This window comes from Mesorhizobium sp. M1252 (assembly GCF_040318265.1).
Taxonomy (GTDB): Bacteria; Pseudomonadota; Alphaproteobacteria; order Rhizobiales; family Rhizobiaceae; genus Mesorhizobium.
The window spans coordinates 90,308-105,475 of the sequence record NZ_JAMYLX010000006.1; the positions used below are offsets into that span (position 1 = coordinate 90,308).

Below are 15,168 nucleotides of genomic sequence, written 5' to 3' on the forward strand. Positions count from 1 at the left end.
GATTGCAAGACGAACGCGCGCTAACCGAAATCCGCGGCTGTGAGCACATATATGCTCTTGCGGGTGCGGGCGTAGGCCTTGCTGGCAACGTCATGGATGGAGCTGGACGCGGTGTCGAAAGCCGCCAGATAGGTGGCTTCCGCGGTCGCCGTCCCTGATGGCGCCTTCGAGAGGGCATCGGCTGCGACAGAGAAGGAAATCTGGAACATGCCGTCGTGGCCGACAAAGCGGATGCGCTTGCCGGCCTCGTCATAGAAGCGACTTGGATTGGGGAATGTCAGGCTCATGACGTGCCCCCCTTCGGCGCGGCGGCGGCTTTCTTGACTGTCGCCCGCTTCTTCTTCGGTGTCGGGTTCAAGGCTTCCGCGACGCGGTCGGCCTCTTCCTTGGCCAGGCGCAATTCCCTGAGCCTTGCTGTCTTGATCTCCCTGGCCCTCGCTTCGGACATGTAGTCGGAGGTTGCCTTGTTGCGCTCGGCCGTCTTCTTCTGCTTGTCCATGAAGCGGGCTTCAGCTTTTTCCATGATGCTCTGATTGCCTTCGGCCATCGCCTAAATCTCCTTCGTGCCTGAAATTGTGAAATCGAACTTACGATATAAATAGCCACTTTTGCCTCGAAATTCAATTTTTTGAAATATCTAGGCGCCTCGCGACGTTTCGAACCCTGCAGACATCATAATACTTTTTAATATTTAATTTTGGCCACGAATAATTTTTGGCACTCCTATCTATCGAGTGCCAACACGCCTATAAGAACGGCGCGGTCGCCTATGCCGGCCCCAGAAAGAAGTTCTCATGAAGTTTCGGCCACTCCACGACCGCGTCGTCATCCGGCGCGCCGAAGGCGATGTCAAATCCAAGGGCGGCATCATCATTCCCGACAATGCCAAGGAAAAGCCGCAGGAAGGCGAAGTCATCGCCGTTGGGCCGGGCGCACGCGACGAAAACGGCGCGCTTGTTCCGCTCGACGTCAAGGCCGGCGACTTCATCCTGTTCGGCAAATGGTCGGGCACCGAGGTCAAGATCGACGGCGAGGACCTGCTGATCATGAAGGAAGCCGACATTATGGGCGTCATCGGCAAGAGCGAGACGGCCGCTATCGGCAAGAGCGGGACGGTCGTCACCGAGAAGAGCGTCAAAGCCAAGAAGGCTGCCTGACCGGCCTGGCTTTGCCAGGCTCCGGCGAGCCGCTTGCTTCACCACACCAACGGGATTGAAAAAAATGTCTGCCAAGGAAATCAAATTCGCCACCGACGCGCGCGACCGCATGCTGCGCGGCGTCGAGATCCTCACCAATGCGGTGAAGGTCACGCTCGGCCCCAAGGGCCGCAACGTCATCATCGACAAGGCCTATGGCGCGCCGCGCATCACCAAGGACGGTGTGACGGTGGCCAAGGAAATCGAGCTTGCTGACAAGTTCGAGAACATGGGCGCGCAGATGGTGCGCGAAGTGGCTTCGAAGACCAACGACCTCGCCGGTGACGGCACCACCACCGCCACGGTGCTGGCCGCATCGATCCTGCGCGAAGGCGCCAAGCTGGTTGCCGCGGGCATGAACCCGATGGACCTCAAGCGTGGCATCGACCAGGCTGTCGCCGCCGTGGTCAAGGACATCAAGGCGAAGGCCAAGAAGGTCAAGTCGTCGGCCGAGATCGCGCAGGTCGGCACCATCGCCGCCAATGGCGATGCCAGCGTCGGCGCCATGATCGCCAAGGCGATGGACAAGGTCGGCAATGACGGCGTCATCACCGTCGAGGAGGCCAAGACCGCCGACACCGAACTCGACGTCGTCGAAGGCATGCAGTTCGACCGCGGCTATCTCTCACCCTATTTCGTCACCAATGCCGACAAGATGCGCGTCGAACTGGAAGAGCCTTACGTGCTCATCCACGAGAAGAAGCTCGGCAATCTGCAGGCGATGCTGCCGATCCTCGAAGCAGTGGTGCAGAGCGGCAGGCCGTTGCTGATCATCTCGGAAGACGTCGAAGGCGAAGCACTGGCGACGCTGGTCGTCAACAAGCTGCGCGGCGGCCTCAAGGTCGCGGCCGTCAAGGCGCCGGGCTTCGGCGATCGCCGCAAGGCGATGCTGGAAGACATCGCCGTGCTGACATCGGGCCAGATGATTTCCGACGATCTCGGCATCAAGCTCGAAAACGTCACCATCGAGATGCTTGGCCGCGCCAAGCGCGTACTGATCGAGAAGGACACCACCACGATCATCGACGGCGCCGGCACCAAGGCGACCATCCAGGCGCGCATCGCGCAGATCAAGGGCCAGATCGAGGAGACCACGTCCGACTACGACAAGGAGAAGCTGCAGGAGCGGCTGGCCAAGCTCGCCGGCGGCGTCGCCGTGATCCGCGTCGGCGGCGTCACCGAGTCTGAAGTGAAGGAAAAGAAGGACCGCATCGACGACGCGCTGAATGCGACGCGCGCGGCGGTGGAAGAAGGCATCGTGCCCGGCGGTGGCGTGGCGCTTCTGCGCGCAAGATCGGCTCTGGCCGGCCTGACCGGCGCCAATGACGATGTGACCGCCGGCATTTCGATCGTGCTCAGGGCGCTGGAAGCGCCGATCCGCCAGATCGCCGAGAATTCCGGCGTCGAAGGCTCGATCGTCGTCGGCAAGCTGTCCGACAGCAAGGACCAGAATCAGGGCTTTGACGCCCAGAACGAGGTCTATGTCGACATGATCAAGGCCGGCATCGTCGACCCGGCGAAAGTGGTGCGCACCGCGTTGCAGGACGCCGGCTCGATCGCCGCCCTTCTGATCACCGCCGAAGCGATGATCACCGACGTTCCGGCCAAGGATGCGGCGCCTGCGGGCGGCGGTGGCGGCATGGGCGGCTACTGACCATCGCCCGAAAATTGCCCGCTGGGAATCTGGGCGGGCATAAATCAGAACAGGCTGCCGGGGACATTTCCCCGGCGAGCCAGGAATTTCCGTCAGTCAGTCAAGACCAGTCATCAACGACAGGGAGATCGACAGATGATCACATTCGCCCCGAAGCCAAACGCTGTATCCGCGACCAAGCCGGCGGAGGAGAGCCGCTTCGATCGCATCCGCCGGATTGCCGCCGACAAGCACACGCAGGCCGATGCCGGGCCGATTGGCCGCGAGCCGTCGAAGACCGGCGACAAGCGGCCGATGTGACGGCTGCCAACCTCACGACATCGGCAACGCTCCGCCCTCTTCGGTGCGGCGGGCAATGAACTCGTCGAGCACATCGGATGTGGCAACGGCCGACGCCGGCGGCTGGAACTCGGCCAGCGTCCGCTTCCAGATGCCGGTGGCGCGCTCGGTGGCCGACTTCGAACCGGACTGCGTCCAGCTGCCGAAATTCGACCAGTCGGCGACCAGCGGCTCGTAGAAGGCGGTGCGGTAGCGCGTCATGGTGTGGCCGGCGGAGAAGAAATGCCCGCCCGGCTGGACTTCGGCGATCGCCTCGAAGCCGATAGAATCCTCGTCGCCGGGGGTCCTAGCGCAGAGTTCGGCAACCGTCTGCAATGCCTCGATATCGGTGATCAGCTTCTCGTAGGAGACGCTGAGGCCACCCTCCAGCCAGCCCGCGGCATGGATGCAGACGGTGGCGCCGGCAAGCACCGAGCCCCACAGCGCGAACTGCGTCTCGTGCGCCGCCTGCACATCGGAAATGTTGGCCGCACTGCCGCCGCCGGACCGCCAAGGCAGGCCGGTGAAGCGCGCCAGCTGGCCGGCGCCCAGCGTCGCCTTGACGTGCTCGGGCGTGCCGAAGGCCGGTGCGCCGGACTTCATGTCCACATTGGAGGAGAAGGATCCGTAAACCACCGGTGCGCCCGGCCGCACCATCTGCGCCAGCGCGAGACCAGCCAGCGCCTCGGCATGCTGCAGCGTCAATGCGCCGGCGACGGTGATCGGCGCCATGGCGCCGGCCAGGCAGAAGGGCGTGATGATGGACACCTGGCCGGCCTTGGCGAAGTCGATGATGCCTTGCGCCATCGGGATATCGAGCTGGCGCGGCGAATTGGTGTTGATCACGGTGTAGCAATGGACGCCGGCCAGGAACTCGTCCTGCGAGAGCCCGCGCGCCAGCCTGATCATCTCGAACCCATCCTCTACCTGCGGCGTGCCGCGGGCGAAGACGAAGGGGAACTTGTCCGACAGGGTCAGCTGCGCACGGTTGACGGCATAGTGGCGCAAATGGTTGTCGACATCCTGCGGCTCGATCCAGGGGCCGAGCATATGCAGCACGTCGAAATTCTGAACAAGCTTGGTCAGTTCTTCGAAAGCGGCGAGCGTGCCCGGACGCCGTCCGCGTTCGAGATCGGTGACGTTGGGCGCCCCGGCTCCGGCCAGGAACGTCATCGAGCCGAGCTCCAGCATGAGATCGCGGCTACGGTTGCCCGCCAGCGCCCGGATGGATTTCGGCGCCGAGGCCAGTGCCGCAGTGACAATATCGCGGCCGATGCGCACCATCTGGCTGTCCTCGTCGACCAGCGCACCGGCTTTGGCGTAGATCGCCCGTGCCTCCGGCAGCAGCACCTTGATGCCGAGCTCTTCCAGCACGCGCAACGCCGTGTCGTGGATGGCCGCGACCTGGTCGTCCGAAAACACCGGCTGCGGCAGGAACGGGTTCTTGAGCGAGCGATAGTTCGGGTGGCGGCTTGACCCGCTGCCGGCCTCACCGGTGTGCCCGCGCCGGCGCTCGCGCCTGGTCTCCCTTATAATGTCATCGACCATGGCCAAAACTCCTCATTGCCGCATCGCCTGCCCTCGGGGTCGTATGGCGAGGCCGGAATAATTCGCGCCGGCCGCTCGACGCCGACAATGTGCACCGAAAGCGCGGTCCCCTCCCCGGCGAATTCGTCGCCCAGCAACGTCAGCGCGACGCTTTTGCCTATTGTGTAGCCATAGCCGGCTGAGGCGACGAAGCCGACGCGCCGGCCCTTGTGCTAGACTGGCTCGAAGCCACTGGCGTCGGCATCGACGGCGTCGACCTCCAGCGTCACGATCCGGGCGGCGCTCAACAAACCGTGCGGTGTGGCCTGGCTGCCCTTGTGAGCCGGGCTGAAATGGATGAATAGTCTTGGCCGGGTATGCCCGCCCTGAAATTGCCCGCTTGCGGTTCTCAGGTGGGTTGGGTGAGTTTCGGGAATGGCCAGTCCTTTAGAACGACGTCCAAGACGAAGAGGTCCGATCGCCGCCGCATTGCTGGCGGTGGACGCGTGGATCGATTCCTCGCTCTACGAAATCGGCTTCAAGGCCGGCCAGTTCTGGGAATCGGCAACCATTTTTTCGCGGCGCTTCCGAGTCACCGGCTGGCGACGCGGCATCATCGAGGTGCTGAGCGAAGGTTTTACGATGGGCGCCGGCGGCGTCGTCGTGCTGCTCGCACTCGCGATGCCGGCCTTCCAGATCACCACCGGCGACTGGCGCAGTCAGGGCGATTTCGCCGTCACCTTCCTCGACCGCTACGGCAACGAGATTGGCCAGCGCGGCATCATCCAGCGCGATTCCGTGCCTGTCGACGAGATGCCGGACCATGTCATCAAAGCGGTGCTGGCGACCGAGGACCGGCGCTTCTTCGAGCACTACGGCATCGACGTGCTCGGCCTGTCGCGCGCCATCTTCGAGAATGTGCGGGCCAATTCCGTCGTCCAGGGCGGCTCCAGCATCACCCAGCAGCTGGCCAAGAACCTGTTCCTGTCGAATGAGCGTACCTTCCAGCGCAAGATCAAGGAAGCCTTCCTGTCGCTGTGGCTGGAGGCCAATCTGTCGAAGAAGGAGATCCTGCAGCTCTATCTCGACCGCGCCTATATGGGCGGCGGCACGTTCGGCATCGAGGCGGCGGCGGATTTCTATTTCGGCAAGAGCGTCAAGGATCTGAACCTCGCCGAGGCGGCGATGCTGGCCGGCCTGTTCAAGGCGCCGACCAAATACGCCCCGCACATCAACCTGCCCGCCGCCCGTGCTCGCGCCAATGTGGTGCTGTCGAACCTCGTCGATTCCGGTTTCATGACCGAAGGCCAGGTGCTGCAGGCAAGGCTGCATCCGGCCGAGATCGTCGACCGCGGCGAGCAGAAGAGCCCGGACTATTACCTCGACTGGGCCTTCGATGAGGTCAAGAAGATCGCCAAGCCCGGCCAGCATTCGCTGGTCGCCCACACCACTTTCGACGCCAACATCCAGAAAGCGGCGGAGGAATCCGTCGAATTCCATCTCCGCCAGTTCGGCAAGGAATACAACGTCACCGAGGGCGCCGTTGTGGTGATCGAGACCAATGGCGCGGTGCGGGCCATTGTCGGCGGCCGCGACTATGGCGCAAGCCAGTTCAACCGCGCCACCAAGGCGCTGCGCCAGACCGGCTCCTCGTTCAAACCTTACGTCTACGCCACCGCCATGGAGCACGGGTTCACCCCGGACTCCGTCGTCTCAGGCGGGCCGATCAGCTGGGGCGGCTGGTCACCGCACAATTACAATGGCGGCTCGGCCGGCAATGTGACGCTGATCACGGCGATCGCCAAATCGATCAACACCGTGCCGGTACGGCTGGCCAAGGACTATCTCGGCATCGGCCCGATCAAGGCGATGGCCGAATCATTCGGCGTGGAATCGCCGCTGGAGTCGCACAAGACCATGGTGCTCGGCACATCGGGCATGACGGTCATGGACCAGGCGACGGGCTACAGTGTGTTCGCGCAGAACGGCTTCGCCGGCTCGCGGCACGGCATCACCCAGCTCGTCACCCGCACCGGCGATGTCGTCTACGACTTTGCCAAGGATGCGCCGGCGCCGCATCGGGTTCTGTCGGAACAGGCTCTGAAATACATGAACACCATGCTGGCTGCGGTGCCGGCGATCGGCACCGCGCGGCGCGCGCAGCTGCCCAACATCGTCGTCGCCGGCAAGACGGGGACGACGCAATCCTACCGCGACGCCTGGTTCGTCGGCTTCACCGGCAATTACACCGCTGCCGTCTGGCTCGGCAATGACGACTTCACCCCGACCCGCAACATGACCGGAGGCACGCTGCCGGCGATGGTGTGGCAGCGGCTGATGGTCTACGCGCACCAGAATATCGACCTGAAGCCGATCCCCGGCCTCGACAAGCCCTTCGTCGACGAAGAGATCGCGGCCAAAGCCGAGGAAGCGGAGAAGAAAAACGCCGATCAGGCAGCCGCCGATGCCGCGGCCGAGCGCCCGGCGGTGCTGTCCAGCCGCACGACACAGACGCTGCGCGAGATGACCAAGGTGTTCCAGGCCGCGCCCGTGCTCGGCTCGCCGCAGACACCGGAGACCCTGTCGGCGCTTTGATTCCACAGCGCTGCTTGCTCTGTGGCCTGCCCCGCTATATCCCCGAACGATAATTCTCTCGTCCCGGTTCTTCATGCTCAAGACCGCCTTTTTCACGCTGCTTTCGCTTGCCATAGCCATCGGCCTCGGCGGCGGCAGCGTCTGGTATGCGCTGCAGGCGCAGAGCGGCGTCGGCGCGATCAGCATCGGCCAATGGACCGCCTTCCCCGAGATCGGCACGCAAGATGCCGACCCCTATTCGAAGGCGCGCGTGGCGCGCGAGGGCGTGCTGGCGCTCGGCAAGGCGGAAGGCTTGTCCTTCATCGCCGAACGCGATGCGGCCGGCGATGAGCTTCAGCGGCAATGCGACTACAGGATCGAAGGCAGTTTCCCGACCGCCCGGTTCTGGACGCTCTATGCCGCGGATCAATCGCTCGGCGTGGTCGACACCGGCAAGCCGAGGCTGGCGGCGCTGCAATCCTACCAGGTGCTGCGTCAGCCCGACAATTCGGTGATCATCGCCGTCGGCAACCGTCCGGCCCCCGGCAACTGGCTTCTGACCGAAGGTTTTGGCCGGATGTACTTCGTGCTCACCTTCTACGACACGCCGATTGCCTCAAGCACCGGCCTTTCCGACGTGTCGCTGCCCCGGATCGTCAAGGCTGGCTGCAATGCGTAGGTTGCTGCACGCCATCCTGCTCGGCCTGCTCGGCGCCGGCATCGTCCACATCGTGGTGCTTTTGCTGGTGCCGGAATTTACCGAGCGCGATGCCTGGTCACGGCTGGCGATGGCGTCCGACCTCTACAAGATGACCAGGCTGGATGCCGAGGCGGGCGGCGCGCCGGTGGTGAAGTCGGTAGATCCGCTGTTTTACGCCGCCGCCTGCCGCTTCGACCTTGCCGAAGGCGTGGTGCGGATCAAGGCGCCGGGCAGCGTGCCGTTCTGGTCGGTGTCGGTCTATGACCGCAACGGCCACAATTTCTATTCATTCAACGACCGCACGGCGACCGGCAACAAGCTGGACACCGTGGTGCTGACGCCGGCACAGATGATCGACGTGCGCAGGGAGCTTCCCGAAGACCTGCAAGGGGCGATCTTCGTCGAGGCGCCGATCGAGGAAGGCATCTTCGTCATCCGCGCCTTCGTGCCTGACGACAGCTGGAAGCCGGTTGTGTCGCAGTTCCTGGACCAGAGCTCCTGCGAACTGCAGGACTACTGACCTCAGCCCGACGACCAGCAAACTCAGTGGTGCGGAACAGGCGTCCGTGGTGTGCCCGGCTTGTCCGCCGGTCGCGCCTGGCCCGCCAATGGCGGATGCTCGTAGCGGACGCCGGGAAAAATGATCACCGCCGCCGGCGTACCGGTGTCCTGAACTGCTCGATTGACTGGTGCCGATCGCGGCACGAAAGACAGTACCATGCCCATGGTTCGCGTATTCCTCTCGGTTGCCCCGGAGCACAACGCAACGCCTCCAAATGTGATTAAGGCCGGCAGAGGGTTAACGGAGCGCTAACGGATCGCGGCTAATTTGATGTTTGTTCCAGGCCTCACGCGAAACCGACACAGTTGCGGTTGAGCAGGTCCGGGTTGTGTCGAGTGTCGGGCGTATCTTCCGTGTCAGCTTCGGATTTCAGGCAAATCGCCATACGGACGGAATCGGGAAAAGCCGAAAGGCTGTTTCGCGCCGCCGTGTCGGCGTTCTGCTCGCTGACCCGCCCGTCGCGCCGCGAGATCGCCCAGCTCGAGGATCTGACGCTGCCGCTGTTCGACAGCGTGCCGGTCGAATCGCGCCGCTATGTCGCCGCCGCCCTGTCCGAATGCGAATATGCGCCGGCCGCCCTGGTGCGGCGGCTTTGCGAGGAGCCGGTCGATGTCTGCGCGCCCTTGCTGGTCCGTTCGCGGGCGCTGGGCGACATCGACCTGATCGCGTTGATCGGCCGCCACGGCCTGCCGCATGCGCGCGCCATTGCCCGCCGCAAGGATTTGAACCCGACCATCGCGCAGTTGATCAAGGCGCTGGAAAAGCCGACTCTGGTGCGCGTGCGGCAGCCCGAGCCGATCGCCGACGTGGCGGGCGACGGCGCCGAAGCCGCTGCCGCCGCTCCCAGCGCACCAAAACTGCCCGGCAGCGCCGCCGAAACCGCCAGGCGCCGCCTGCGCTCGATGATGCTCGCCGAGGGCGAGGCGACATCGGTCACTCCCTTCGTCGGCTCAGCAACTTACAGCAAACTGCGCGAGACGGCGCTGACCGGCAACGCCGCCTTCTTCCAGACCGCGCTTGCCGACGCGCTCGATATCGACTTCTCGACGGCGCGGTCGCTGACCGAGCATTCGAGCTATGTCTCGCTGCTCGCCGCGCTGCGGGCGCTCGACCTCAGTGAGGACAGGGCATTCCTGATCGTGGTCGCGGTTTACCCCCGGGAGTTTCCGCACCCGCAGGCGATCCGCATCTTCCTCGACCGCTACCGGCTGCTGCACCACGAGGCGGCGCTCGACAAGGTGCGCGGCTGGAAGGCCGAAACATTGTCGCGAGCGGTGCGCGGCAACACCCCTGTCGCCGCGAATGGCGACCAAGCGCCGGACGTCGACAAAGCCAGCTTAGGGGCCAGCCTCAAGGCGTCTTGACGGAGAGAAGCTCCTCGACGGAAACCGTTCCGGCCTCGATCTCGACCACCCAGATGTCGGGATCGAATTTTTTCTCCCGCTCAAGCCTGGCGTCAAGCGCGGCGGCATCGTCGCCGGCGCCGAGCAGCGTGAAAAAGCGATCATCCGGTTTGTCCGAATCGTAGCTCGTCTGCGGCGCCGGGCCGAACAGGGAGACGTCGCCCAGCCTGCCGCGGGAGAGCACGAAGACAGCGCCGGCCTCGGTCGCGCCGCGCTTGACGACGGCCGCAAAGCCGCCGGCGCCGAAAACACGGCGCAGCAGGGCCGACACCCAAAACTCGGTGGTTACGCGCATGACGAGGCTCCGGAGGACATGCGCGGCGTCTTAGCCGGATTTTCGTCTATCCGCGAGCGGTCGTCTTGACCACTCAATTGGTCAGGCCGATGTCGCGCATCTTGACGTAGACGACCTCGTCGGGCTCGCCCGTTTCCGGCAGGCCGAACAGCGACTGGAATTCCTTGATCGCCGCCTTGGTGCGGGCGCCGACGACGCCGTCGAGCTGCATGTCGTCATTGCCGAATGCCTTCAGGCCGGCCTGGATCTTGACGATGCGGGCATCGGGCGCCTGGGCGGATACCGGCGCGGAAACCGGGATGGGCGCAGGCGCGGCCTCGGGCGCGGCAACTCGAGCGGCGGCCATATCCACGGGCCTCGGCACAGGATGCGGGATGCCAGCCGTTGTCTGCTTGGCGCCGAGCTGGTCGAGCAGGACGGCGTCGATCTCACCGGAGGCCGGCAGGCCAACTTTCTGCTGGTATGCCTGGATCGCCTTTTGGGTATTCGGCCCGGAAATGCCGTCGACCGTTCCCGTGTAGAAATCGAGATCCTTCAGGATGCCCTGGACCTGCTCGACGGTCGGATCGCTTTTGACCGGAGCCGGGCCGGGCCGCAGGATGTTGATGGTGGTTTCGGGTTCGTCCGCGCCGGGGTGCGGAAAACCCTCGATGCTGCGGGTGGCGAAGAAGGCGCCGGCATGCGGAAACGGCTGGTACCACAGCGCGTTGGCGGAAACGTAGAACAGCGTCACCAGGAAGGCGGTCGAGCCGCCGACCAGGACCGGATTGCGCGAGATCGCGCCGCCCAGCGCAATCGCGCCGGCCTCGAACGCGCCGCTGCGGCGCTTGACCGCCTTAGGCTGTTTTGCGGAGCGAGCCATTCCTGTCCCCTTTCGCGTCGCCTTTCGTCCTGGTCGCGGGCATCGGCAGCACGCCGTTCCTCTCGGTCGCGCTCCTCTTCGGCCCGTTCACCGGCAGGCTGATCGTGACCGTCGTCCCCTCGCCCGGCATGCTTTCGATCGACATCGTGCCGTCGTGCAGCGCCACCAGGCCCTTGACCAGCGACAGGCCGAGCCCGGTGCCCTCGAAGCGGCGCGTATAGTCGTTCTGGATCTGCATGAACGGCTTGCCGAGATTGACAAAATCTTCCTCGGCGATGCCGATGCCGGTGTCCCTGACCCAGAAATGCAGCCGCGAGCCGATCCGCTTGGCGCCGACGACGACATTGCCGCCATCGGGCGTGAACTTGACCGCATTGGAGACGAGGTTGATCAGGATCTGCTGCACGGCACGACGGTCGGCATTGATCTCCCCGGCGTCCGGCGCAATCTGCGCCTGGAGACCGATGTTCTTGGCATTCGCCTGCAGCTGCATCATCGACTGGCACATCTCGACCGCTTCGATGAATCGGAACGGTTCGGGCTCGGTCGCGTAGGCGCCGGCCTCGATCCTCGAGACATCAAGGATGGAGGTGACGACGGCAAGCAGATGCTGGCCCGACTCCTTCACCAGGCCGACATACTCCTTCTGGCGCGGGTCCTTGAAGCCGCCGAACATCTCATGCAGCAGCATGTCGGAAAAACCGATGATGGCGTTGAGCGGCGTCCGAAGCTCATGGCTGACGACCGCCAGGAAGCGGCCCTTTGCCACCTCGGCCGACGCTGCGGCCTCATTGGCGGCAGCAAGCTCGTCGCGCAATTCGGCAGTCTCGTCGTTCTCGCGCAGCAGCAGAGTGAAGGTCTCCTGCTGCTCTTCGGCACGCATCAGTTCGAGCTGAAATGGCCGGTAATTGTCGGCCGTCGAGGCGCTGCCGTCCTGCGGCAGCCTTACCCGAAGATCGAGCCGGCGCGCCAGGGCGCCATCGCGCATGTCGGCAAGCGCGCTGAGATAAGCGACGCGATCGGACAGGTGGATGCGGTCGAACAGCCCGGCGCCGAAAAGCAGTTCCGGCGGCAGCTTCAGGATGGTGCGCGCCTTGGCTGAGGCATCCAGGACCTCGCCATGCCGGGCGACATGCAGGACAACGGCGTCGATCATGTCTTCAAGGCGGTCGTTTGGAAGCAGCGCGGGCTGCGCGCGTGCGGCATCGCCTAGGGCTGCGAGCCGGGGAACCAGCGTCAGGCCCCAGGCGAGCGGCAGCAGCCAGTGCCACGCCGCGACTTGCGCCCCGCCGAGCGGGACGACAGAGGCGACAAAGGGCTGCAGCAGCATTGCGGCCAAGGCCGAGAGGCCGCCCCAAAGTGCCGCGCGCTTTGAACCGCCGATCCACCAGGCCTCGAATGGCAGTGCCAGGGCCAGCAGCGCAACCGGCGACGCCAGGCCGCCTGCTGCCGCGACGGCGCCGGCAAGCGCAAGACCGCCGGCGGCAAGGGCAACCTGGGCTGCCAGCGTCATCTTGCCCGACGCCGCCACCAGCAAGGCGGCGAACCAGCAAAGACCGAAGGCGGCGAAAATGGTTGCGACGGTGACGGCGGCGCCCATGCCCGAGGTGACCAGTGTCACCGCCGCACCGGCGGCGAAGAACGGAGCGGCAAGCATGATGCCGATGAACCGGCGCTGGCGCAGGCGATCGCCCTGGCCGATGATGGCCGGATGGACCATGCGTTCGCAACCGGCCGCCAGCGCGCCAGGCAGTTCAATATATCTGGCAGTTGTCAAACTCAACGCACTCGCACCCGGTCGTGACTGCCCCTGCGTTGCAGGTCGCTTTTGCTTGTTTGAAACTCGCATCCAGCGTTTAAGGAATGAATAAGGCTGACCGGAACAACGAGCGCGCTGCGGCAAAAATTGGAGCGCCGGCACCGGAATGCACCGCCATTTGTAGCCATAGTAAACGGAGCGTTATGTGCAAAGGGCGTGCCCGTGGCTGCGAAACCCTGAGCCGGCATGCCTGCTCTTCTGAAGATATCCATGCGCAACAATCGCTTAGATGGTTACTGCAAGGTTAAGAAAATTGGCGGCATTTGAGGCTAATGCACTGCAAAACGCCTCGCTTCGAATTTGCCTAAAATTTGAGGAAAATTTTCACTGAGCAAGAAAGCCGTCCTTTGCGCCTCATGTGCCATTGTCGCTGATATAAAGAGGTCATTGCGCATGGACGCATGATCCGGTCATTGGACGAGAGGGCAGATCGATGGGCTTTTTGATAAGAATGGCGTTCTGGTTTTCGCTGGTGTTGCTGGCGCTGCCGCTGACCGTCGGCCCCGACGAGGATGGCCGCGAGAGCGTCGGGCCGTTCCAGGCGCTTTTTGCGGCGCGCGAAGCGGTCGGCGACATCGCCGGCATTTGCGAGCGTAAGCCGGACGTCTGCGAAACCGGCAAGTCGGCGATGCATACGATCAGCGCCCGGGCCAAGGAAACCGCCAAGATCGCCGCCGCCATGCTGGACGACAAGAGCGCCGAGACCTCGCCCGATACATCGCTGGCCACCGGCAGCGTCGCCGAGGACATCGTGCTGCCGGCGACAGTCAACATACCTGCCAAGCTGGTGGCGAAGAACTAAACACCGTTTCAGCTGGTATCTACAGCGACACCGCAGGCCGGTCGGACCTCTCGATGCCTGCGGTGCTTTTCTTCTTTTTCCGTGACGCCGCAGCCGCGGATGACTATATCCCGAGCAATGGCCACGACGATCCAGACGATCCGCGACGACTTCTCCCTGCTCGACGAGTGGGAAGACCGCTATCGCTATGTGATCGAGCTCGGCGAAGCGCTGCCGCCATTTCCCGACGCCGAACGCAACGCCGCCAACAAGGTGCCGGGCTGCGTCAGCCAGGTCTGGCTGACCACGAGCCGAGCGCCGGGCGCCGATCCGGTCATCACCTTCACAGGCGATTCAGACGCTCATATCGTACGCGGTCTGGTCGCCATCATGCTGGCGCTGTTTTCGGGACGGACTGCCAGCCAGATCCTTGAAACGGACGCCGAGGCGACGCTGAGGTCGCTTGGCCTCGACGAACATCTGTCGCCGCAGCGGGCCAATGGCCTGCGCTCAATGGTCAAGCGCATCAAGCGCGACGCCGAGATGGCTCTCAAGCAGACTGCTTGATTGCTCTATCTTCTCTTCTTTCGACGCAATTCCCAAGAGAAAGCGCTCGGCAGTTTTCCTGGAATTGTTCTAGAAACAAAACGGCGCCGTAAGGGGCGCCGTTGATCTTGTCCATTGGAGCCGGTGTTACCGCCCCTTGCGTTTGCGGCCGAGGCCCATCTTCTTGGCCAGCTGCGAACGGGCAGCGGCATAGTTGGGGGCAACCATCGGATAGCTGGCGTCGAGATTCCACTTCTCGCGGTATTCATCGGGCGTCAGACCGTAATGGGTCATCAGGTGGCGCTTCAGCGACTTGAACTTCTTGCCATCTTCAAGGCAGACGATGTAATCGTCATGAACAGAGCGCTTCGGGTTTACCGCAGGCTTCTGCTTGTCGGCCGGAGGCTGTTCGCTTGCTCCGCCCACGCGCCCGAGAGCGGCATGGACATCAGCGATAAGGTTCGGCAATTCGCCGACCGGCACGGGATTGTTGCTGACATAGGCTGCCACCACATCGGCGGTCAGCTCGATCAGCGCATCGCTATTTCTGGAAGGTGTTTCGACGATATCCATGGTTTAGGCCCCAACGAAGGATGTTTCTGTTTGCGCCCTTTTTGGAAGATCGGGCATGGCGCGAATTTCACGCGGGAAGAGCTTCATGGATTCGCGTCCGGGCATCTTAATGAGCCCACAGACAAAGTAAGTCAATTCGCATCTTGCGCTATATTCAACGATATTCATCGAATAGTCGCTCTTCAGCTTCAATCTTTCGTGCACTCTGTAACTTCGCGATATTTTCTGGTCGGACCAGGACTAGCATGACGTAAGGTCACACCACCGCTAAATCAGCAAGGACTCATAAAGTGGGCAGCGATGCTTGGTCTATGCTTCGAGGTTTGGGCGGCTGATTGTCGGATTCGTACCAAACTGT

The 15,168-nt window shown here is 63.5% G+C and carries 16 protein-coding genes and 1 pseudogene; 9 read left to right on the top strand and 8 right to left on the bottom strand.

Annotation, left to right across the window (positions count from 1 at the left end):
• Positions 1 to 20: 20 nt before the first annotated feature.
• On the bottom strand, positions 21 to 287 hold the full coding sequence (locus tag NKH22_RS14050; RefSeq protein ID WP_023727641.1) for a DUF1488 family protein: 267 nt from the start codon (positions 285 to 287) through the stop codon (positions 21 to 23).
• Positions 284 to 547 carry a hypothetical protein gene (locus NKH22_RS14055; protein WP_023670169.1) on the bottom strand — a complete coding sequence of 88 codons (264 nt, stop codon included), beginning with the start codon at positions 545 to 547 and terminating at the stop codon, positions 284 to 286. The genes NKH22_RS14050 and NKH22_RS14055 overlap by 4 nt, the downstream gene beginning before the upstream one ends.
• A gap of 247 nt (positions 548 to 794) precedes the next feature.
• On the opposite strand from NKH22_RS14055, the gene NKH22_RS14060 reads away from it, so the two are divergent.
• The 3 genes from NKH22_RS14060 (at position 795) to NKH22_RS14070 (ending at position 3,150) form a co-directional block, all read left to right on the top strand.
• Complete coding sequence (locus tag NKH22_RS14060) at positions 795 to 1,157, top strand: co-chaperone GroES (RefSeq protein WP_023727642.1); 363 nt, start codon at positions 795 to 797, stop codon at positions 1,155 to 1,157.
• A 64-nt stretch (positions 1,158 to 1,221) separates the two neighbouring features.
• Positions 1,222 to 2,850 carry a chaperonin GroEL gene (groL, locus tag NKH22_RS14065; protein WP_352909889.1) on the top strand — a complete coding sequence of 543 codons (1,629 nt, stop codon included), beginning with the start codon at positions 1,222 to 1,224 and terminating at the stop codon, positions 2,848 to 2,850.
• Positions 2,851 to 2,985: 135 nt separating this feature from the next.
• Entirely contained in the window at positions 2,986 to 3,150 is a 165-nt protein-coding gene (locus NKH22_RS14070) for a hypothetical protein (protein ID WP_023698576.1), read from the top strand.
• A gap of 12 nt (positions 3,151 to 3,162) precedes the next feature.
• Here NKH22_RS14070 and NKH22_RS14075 read toward each other — a convergent pair whose 3' ends face one another.
• Entirely contained in the window at positions 3,163 to 4,716 is a 1,554-nt protein-coding gene (locus NKH22_RS14075) for a trimethylamine methyltransferase family protein (protein WP_352909892.1), read from the bottom strand.
• Positions 4,698 to 4,913: pseudogene (locus NKH22_RS14080) on the bottom strand (glycine cleavage T C-terminal barrel domain-containing protein); the annotation flags it as partial. The pseudogene NKH22_RS14080 and the gene NKH22_RS14075, both read right to left, overlap by 19 nt.
• A gap of 217 nt (positions 4,914 to 5,130) precedes the next feature.
• On the opposite strand from NKH22_RS14080, the gene NKH22_RS14085 reads away from it, so the two are divergent.
• The 4 genes from NKH22_RS14085 to NKH22_RS14100 all read left to right on the top strand — a co-directional run bounded on the left by NKH22_RS14085 (position 5,131) and on the right by NKH22_RS14100 (position 9,895).
• Entirely contained in the window at positions 5,131 to 7,290 is a 2,160-nt protein-coding gene (locus NKH22_RS14085; protein ID WP_023684539.1) for a transglycosylase domain-containing protein, read from the top strand.
• Between the two features lie 73 nt (positions 7,291 to 7,363).
• Positions 7,364 to 7,948 carry a DUF1214 domain-containing protein gene (locus NKH22_RS14090; RefSeq protein ID WP_023670163.1) on the top strand — a complete coding sequence of 195 codons (585 nt, stop codon included), beginning with the start codon at positions 7,364 to 7,366 and terminating at the stop codon, positions 7,946 to 7,948.
• A complete protein-coding gene (locus tag NKH22_RS14095; RefSeq protein WP_023735535.1) occupies positions 7,941 to 8,489 on the top strand; it encodes a DUF1254 domain-containing protein in 549 nt (182 codons plus the stop codon). The genes NKH22_RS14090 and NKH22_RS14095 overlap by 8 nt, the downstream gene beginning before the upstream one ends.
• Before the next feature lie 395 nt (positions 8,490 to 8,884).
• Positions 8,885 to 9,895 carry a DUF2336 domain-containing protein gene (locus NKH22_RS14100; RefSeq protein ID WP_023732035.1) on the top strand — a complete coding sequence of 337 codons (1,011 nt, stop codon included), beginning with the start codon at positions 8,885 to 8,887 and terminating at the stop codon, positions 9,893 to 9,895.
• On the opposite strand, the gene NKH22_RS14105 is transcribed toward NKH22_RS14100, so the two are convergent.
• From NKH22_RS14105 to NKH22_RS14115, 3 genes are all read right to left on the bottom strand, one after another.
• Positions 9,882 to 10,229: a DUF1491 family protein gene (locus NKH22_RS14105; protein WP_023698568.1), complete on the bottom strand. Its 348-nt coding sequence runs from the start codon at positions 10,227 to 10,229 to the stop codon at positions 9,882 to 9,884. The genes NKH22_RS14100 and NKH22_RS14105 overlap by 14 nt on opposite strands.
• Before the next feature lie 73 nt (positions 10,230 to 10,302).
• Positions 10,303 to 11,091 (bottom strand): peptidoglycan-binding domain-containing protein, encoded by a 789-nt coding sequence (locus NKH22_RS14110; RefSeq protein WP_023732036.1) that lies wholly within the window; start codon positions 11,089 to 11,091, stop codon positions 10,303 to 10,305.
• A complete protein-coding gene (locus NKH22_RS14115; RefSeq protein ID WP_023732037.1) occupies positions 11,066 to 12,811 on the bottom strand; it encodes a sensor histidine kinase in 1,746 nt (581 codons plus the stop codon). The genes NKH22_RS14110 and NKH22_RS14115 overlap by 26 nt, the downstream gene beginning before the upstream one ends.
• Positions 12,812 to 13,343: 532 nt before the next feature.
• On the opposite strand from NKH22_RS14115, the gene NKH22_RS14120 reads away from it, so the two are divergent.
• Complete coding sequence (locus NKH22_RS14120; protein ID WP_023732038.1) at positions 13,344 to 13,712, top strand: DUF5330 domain-containing protein; 369 nt, start codon at positions 13,344 to 13,346, stop codon at positions 13,710 to 13,712.
• Between the two features lie 117 nt (positions 13,713 to 13,829).
• A complete protein-coding gene (locus NKH22_RS14125; protein WP_023684547.1) occupies positions 13,830 to 14,258 on the top strand; it encodes a SufE family protein in 429 nt (142 codons plus the stop codon).
• 126 nt (positions 14,259 to 14,384) lie between these two features.
• On the opposite strand, the gene NKH22_RS14130 is transcribed toward NKH22_RS14125, so the two are convergent.
• On the bottom strand, positions 14,385 to 14,810 hold the full coding sequence (locus NKH22_RS14130) for a Ros/MucR family transcriptional regulator (protein WP_023673680.1): 426 nt from the start codon (positions 14,808 to 14,810) through the stop codon (positions 14,385 to 14,387).
• Positions 14,811 to 15,168: the final 358 nt, after the last annotated feature.

What these genes read in the sequence shown, in the direction of transcription:
- NKH22_RS14050 (WP_023727641.1), bottom strand. Translation starts at nt 287, where the DNA reads ATGAGCCTGACATTCCCCAATCCAAGTCGCTTCTATGACGAGGCCGGC.
- NKH22_RS14055 (WP_023670169.1), bottom strand. Translation starts at nt 547, where the DNA reads ATGGCCGAAGGCAATCAGAGCATCATGGAAAAAGCTGAAGCCCGCTTC.
- NKH22_RS14060 (WP_023727642.1), top strand. Translation starts at nt 795, where the DNA reads ATGAAGTTTCGGCCACTCCACGACCGCGTCGTCATCCGGCGCGCCGAA.
- groL (WP_352909889.1), top strand. Translation starts at nt 1,222, where the DNA reads ATGTCTGCCAAGGAAATCAAATTCGCCACCGACGCGCGCGACCGCATG.
- NKH22_RS14070 (WP_023698576.1), top strand. Translation starts at nt 2,986, where the DNA reads ATGATCACATTCGCCCCGAAGCCAAACGCTGTATCCGCGACCAAGCCG.
- NKH22_RS14075 (WP_352909892.1), bottom strand. Translation starts at nt 4,716, where the DNA reads ATGGTCGATGACATTATAAGGGAGACCAGGCGCGAGCGCCGGCGCGGG.
- NKH22_RS14085 (WP_023684539.1), top strand. Translation starts at nt 5,131, where the DNA reads ATGGCCAGTCCTTTAGAACGACGTCCAAGACGAAGAGGTCCGATCGCC.
- NKH22_RS14090 (WP_023670163.1), top strand. Translation starts at nt 7,364, where the DNA reads ATGCTCAAGACCGCCTTTTTCACGCTGCTTTCGCTTGCCATAGCCATC.
- NKH22_RS14095 (WP_023735535.1), top strand. Translation starts at nt 7,941, where the DNA reads ATGCGTAGGTTGCTGCACGCCATCCTGCTCGGCCTGCTCGGCGCCGGC.
- NKH22_RS14105 (WP_023698568.1), bottom strand. Translation starts at nt 10,229, where the DNA reads ATGCGCGTAACCACCGAGTTTTGGGTGTCGGCCCTGCTGCGCCGTGTT.
- NKH22_RS14110 (WP_023732036.1), bottom strand. Translation starts at nt 11,091, where the DNA reads ATGGCTCGCTCCGCAAAACAGCCTAAGGCGGTCAAGCGCCGCAGCGGC.
- NKH22_RS14115 (WP_023732037.1), bottom strand. Translation starts at nt 12,811, where the DNA reads ATGGTCCATCCGGCCATCATCGGCCAGGGCGATCGCCTGCGCCAGCGC.
- NKH22_RS14120 (WP_023732038.1), top strand. Translation starts at nt 13,344, where the DNA reads ATGGGCTTTTTGATAAGAATGGCGTTCTGGTTTTCGCTGGTGTTGCTG.
- NKH22_RS14125 (WP_023684547.1), top strand. Translation starts at nt 13,830, where the DNA reads ATGGCCACGACGATCCAGACGATCCGCGACGACTTCTCCCTGCTCGAC.
- NKH22_RS14130 (WP_023673680.1), bottom strand. Translation starts at nt 14,810, where the DNA reads ATGGATATCGTCGAAACACCTTCCAGAAATAGCGATGCGCTGATCGAG.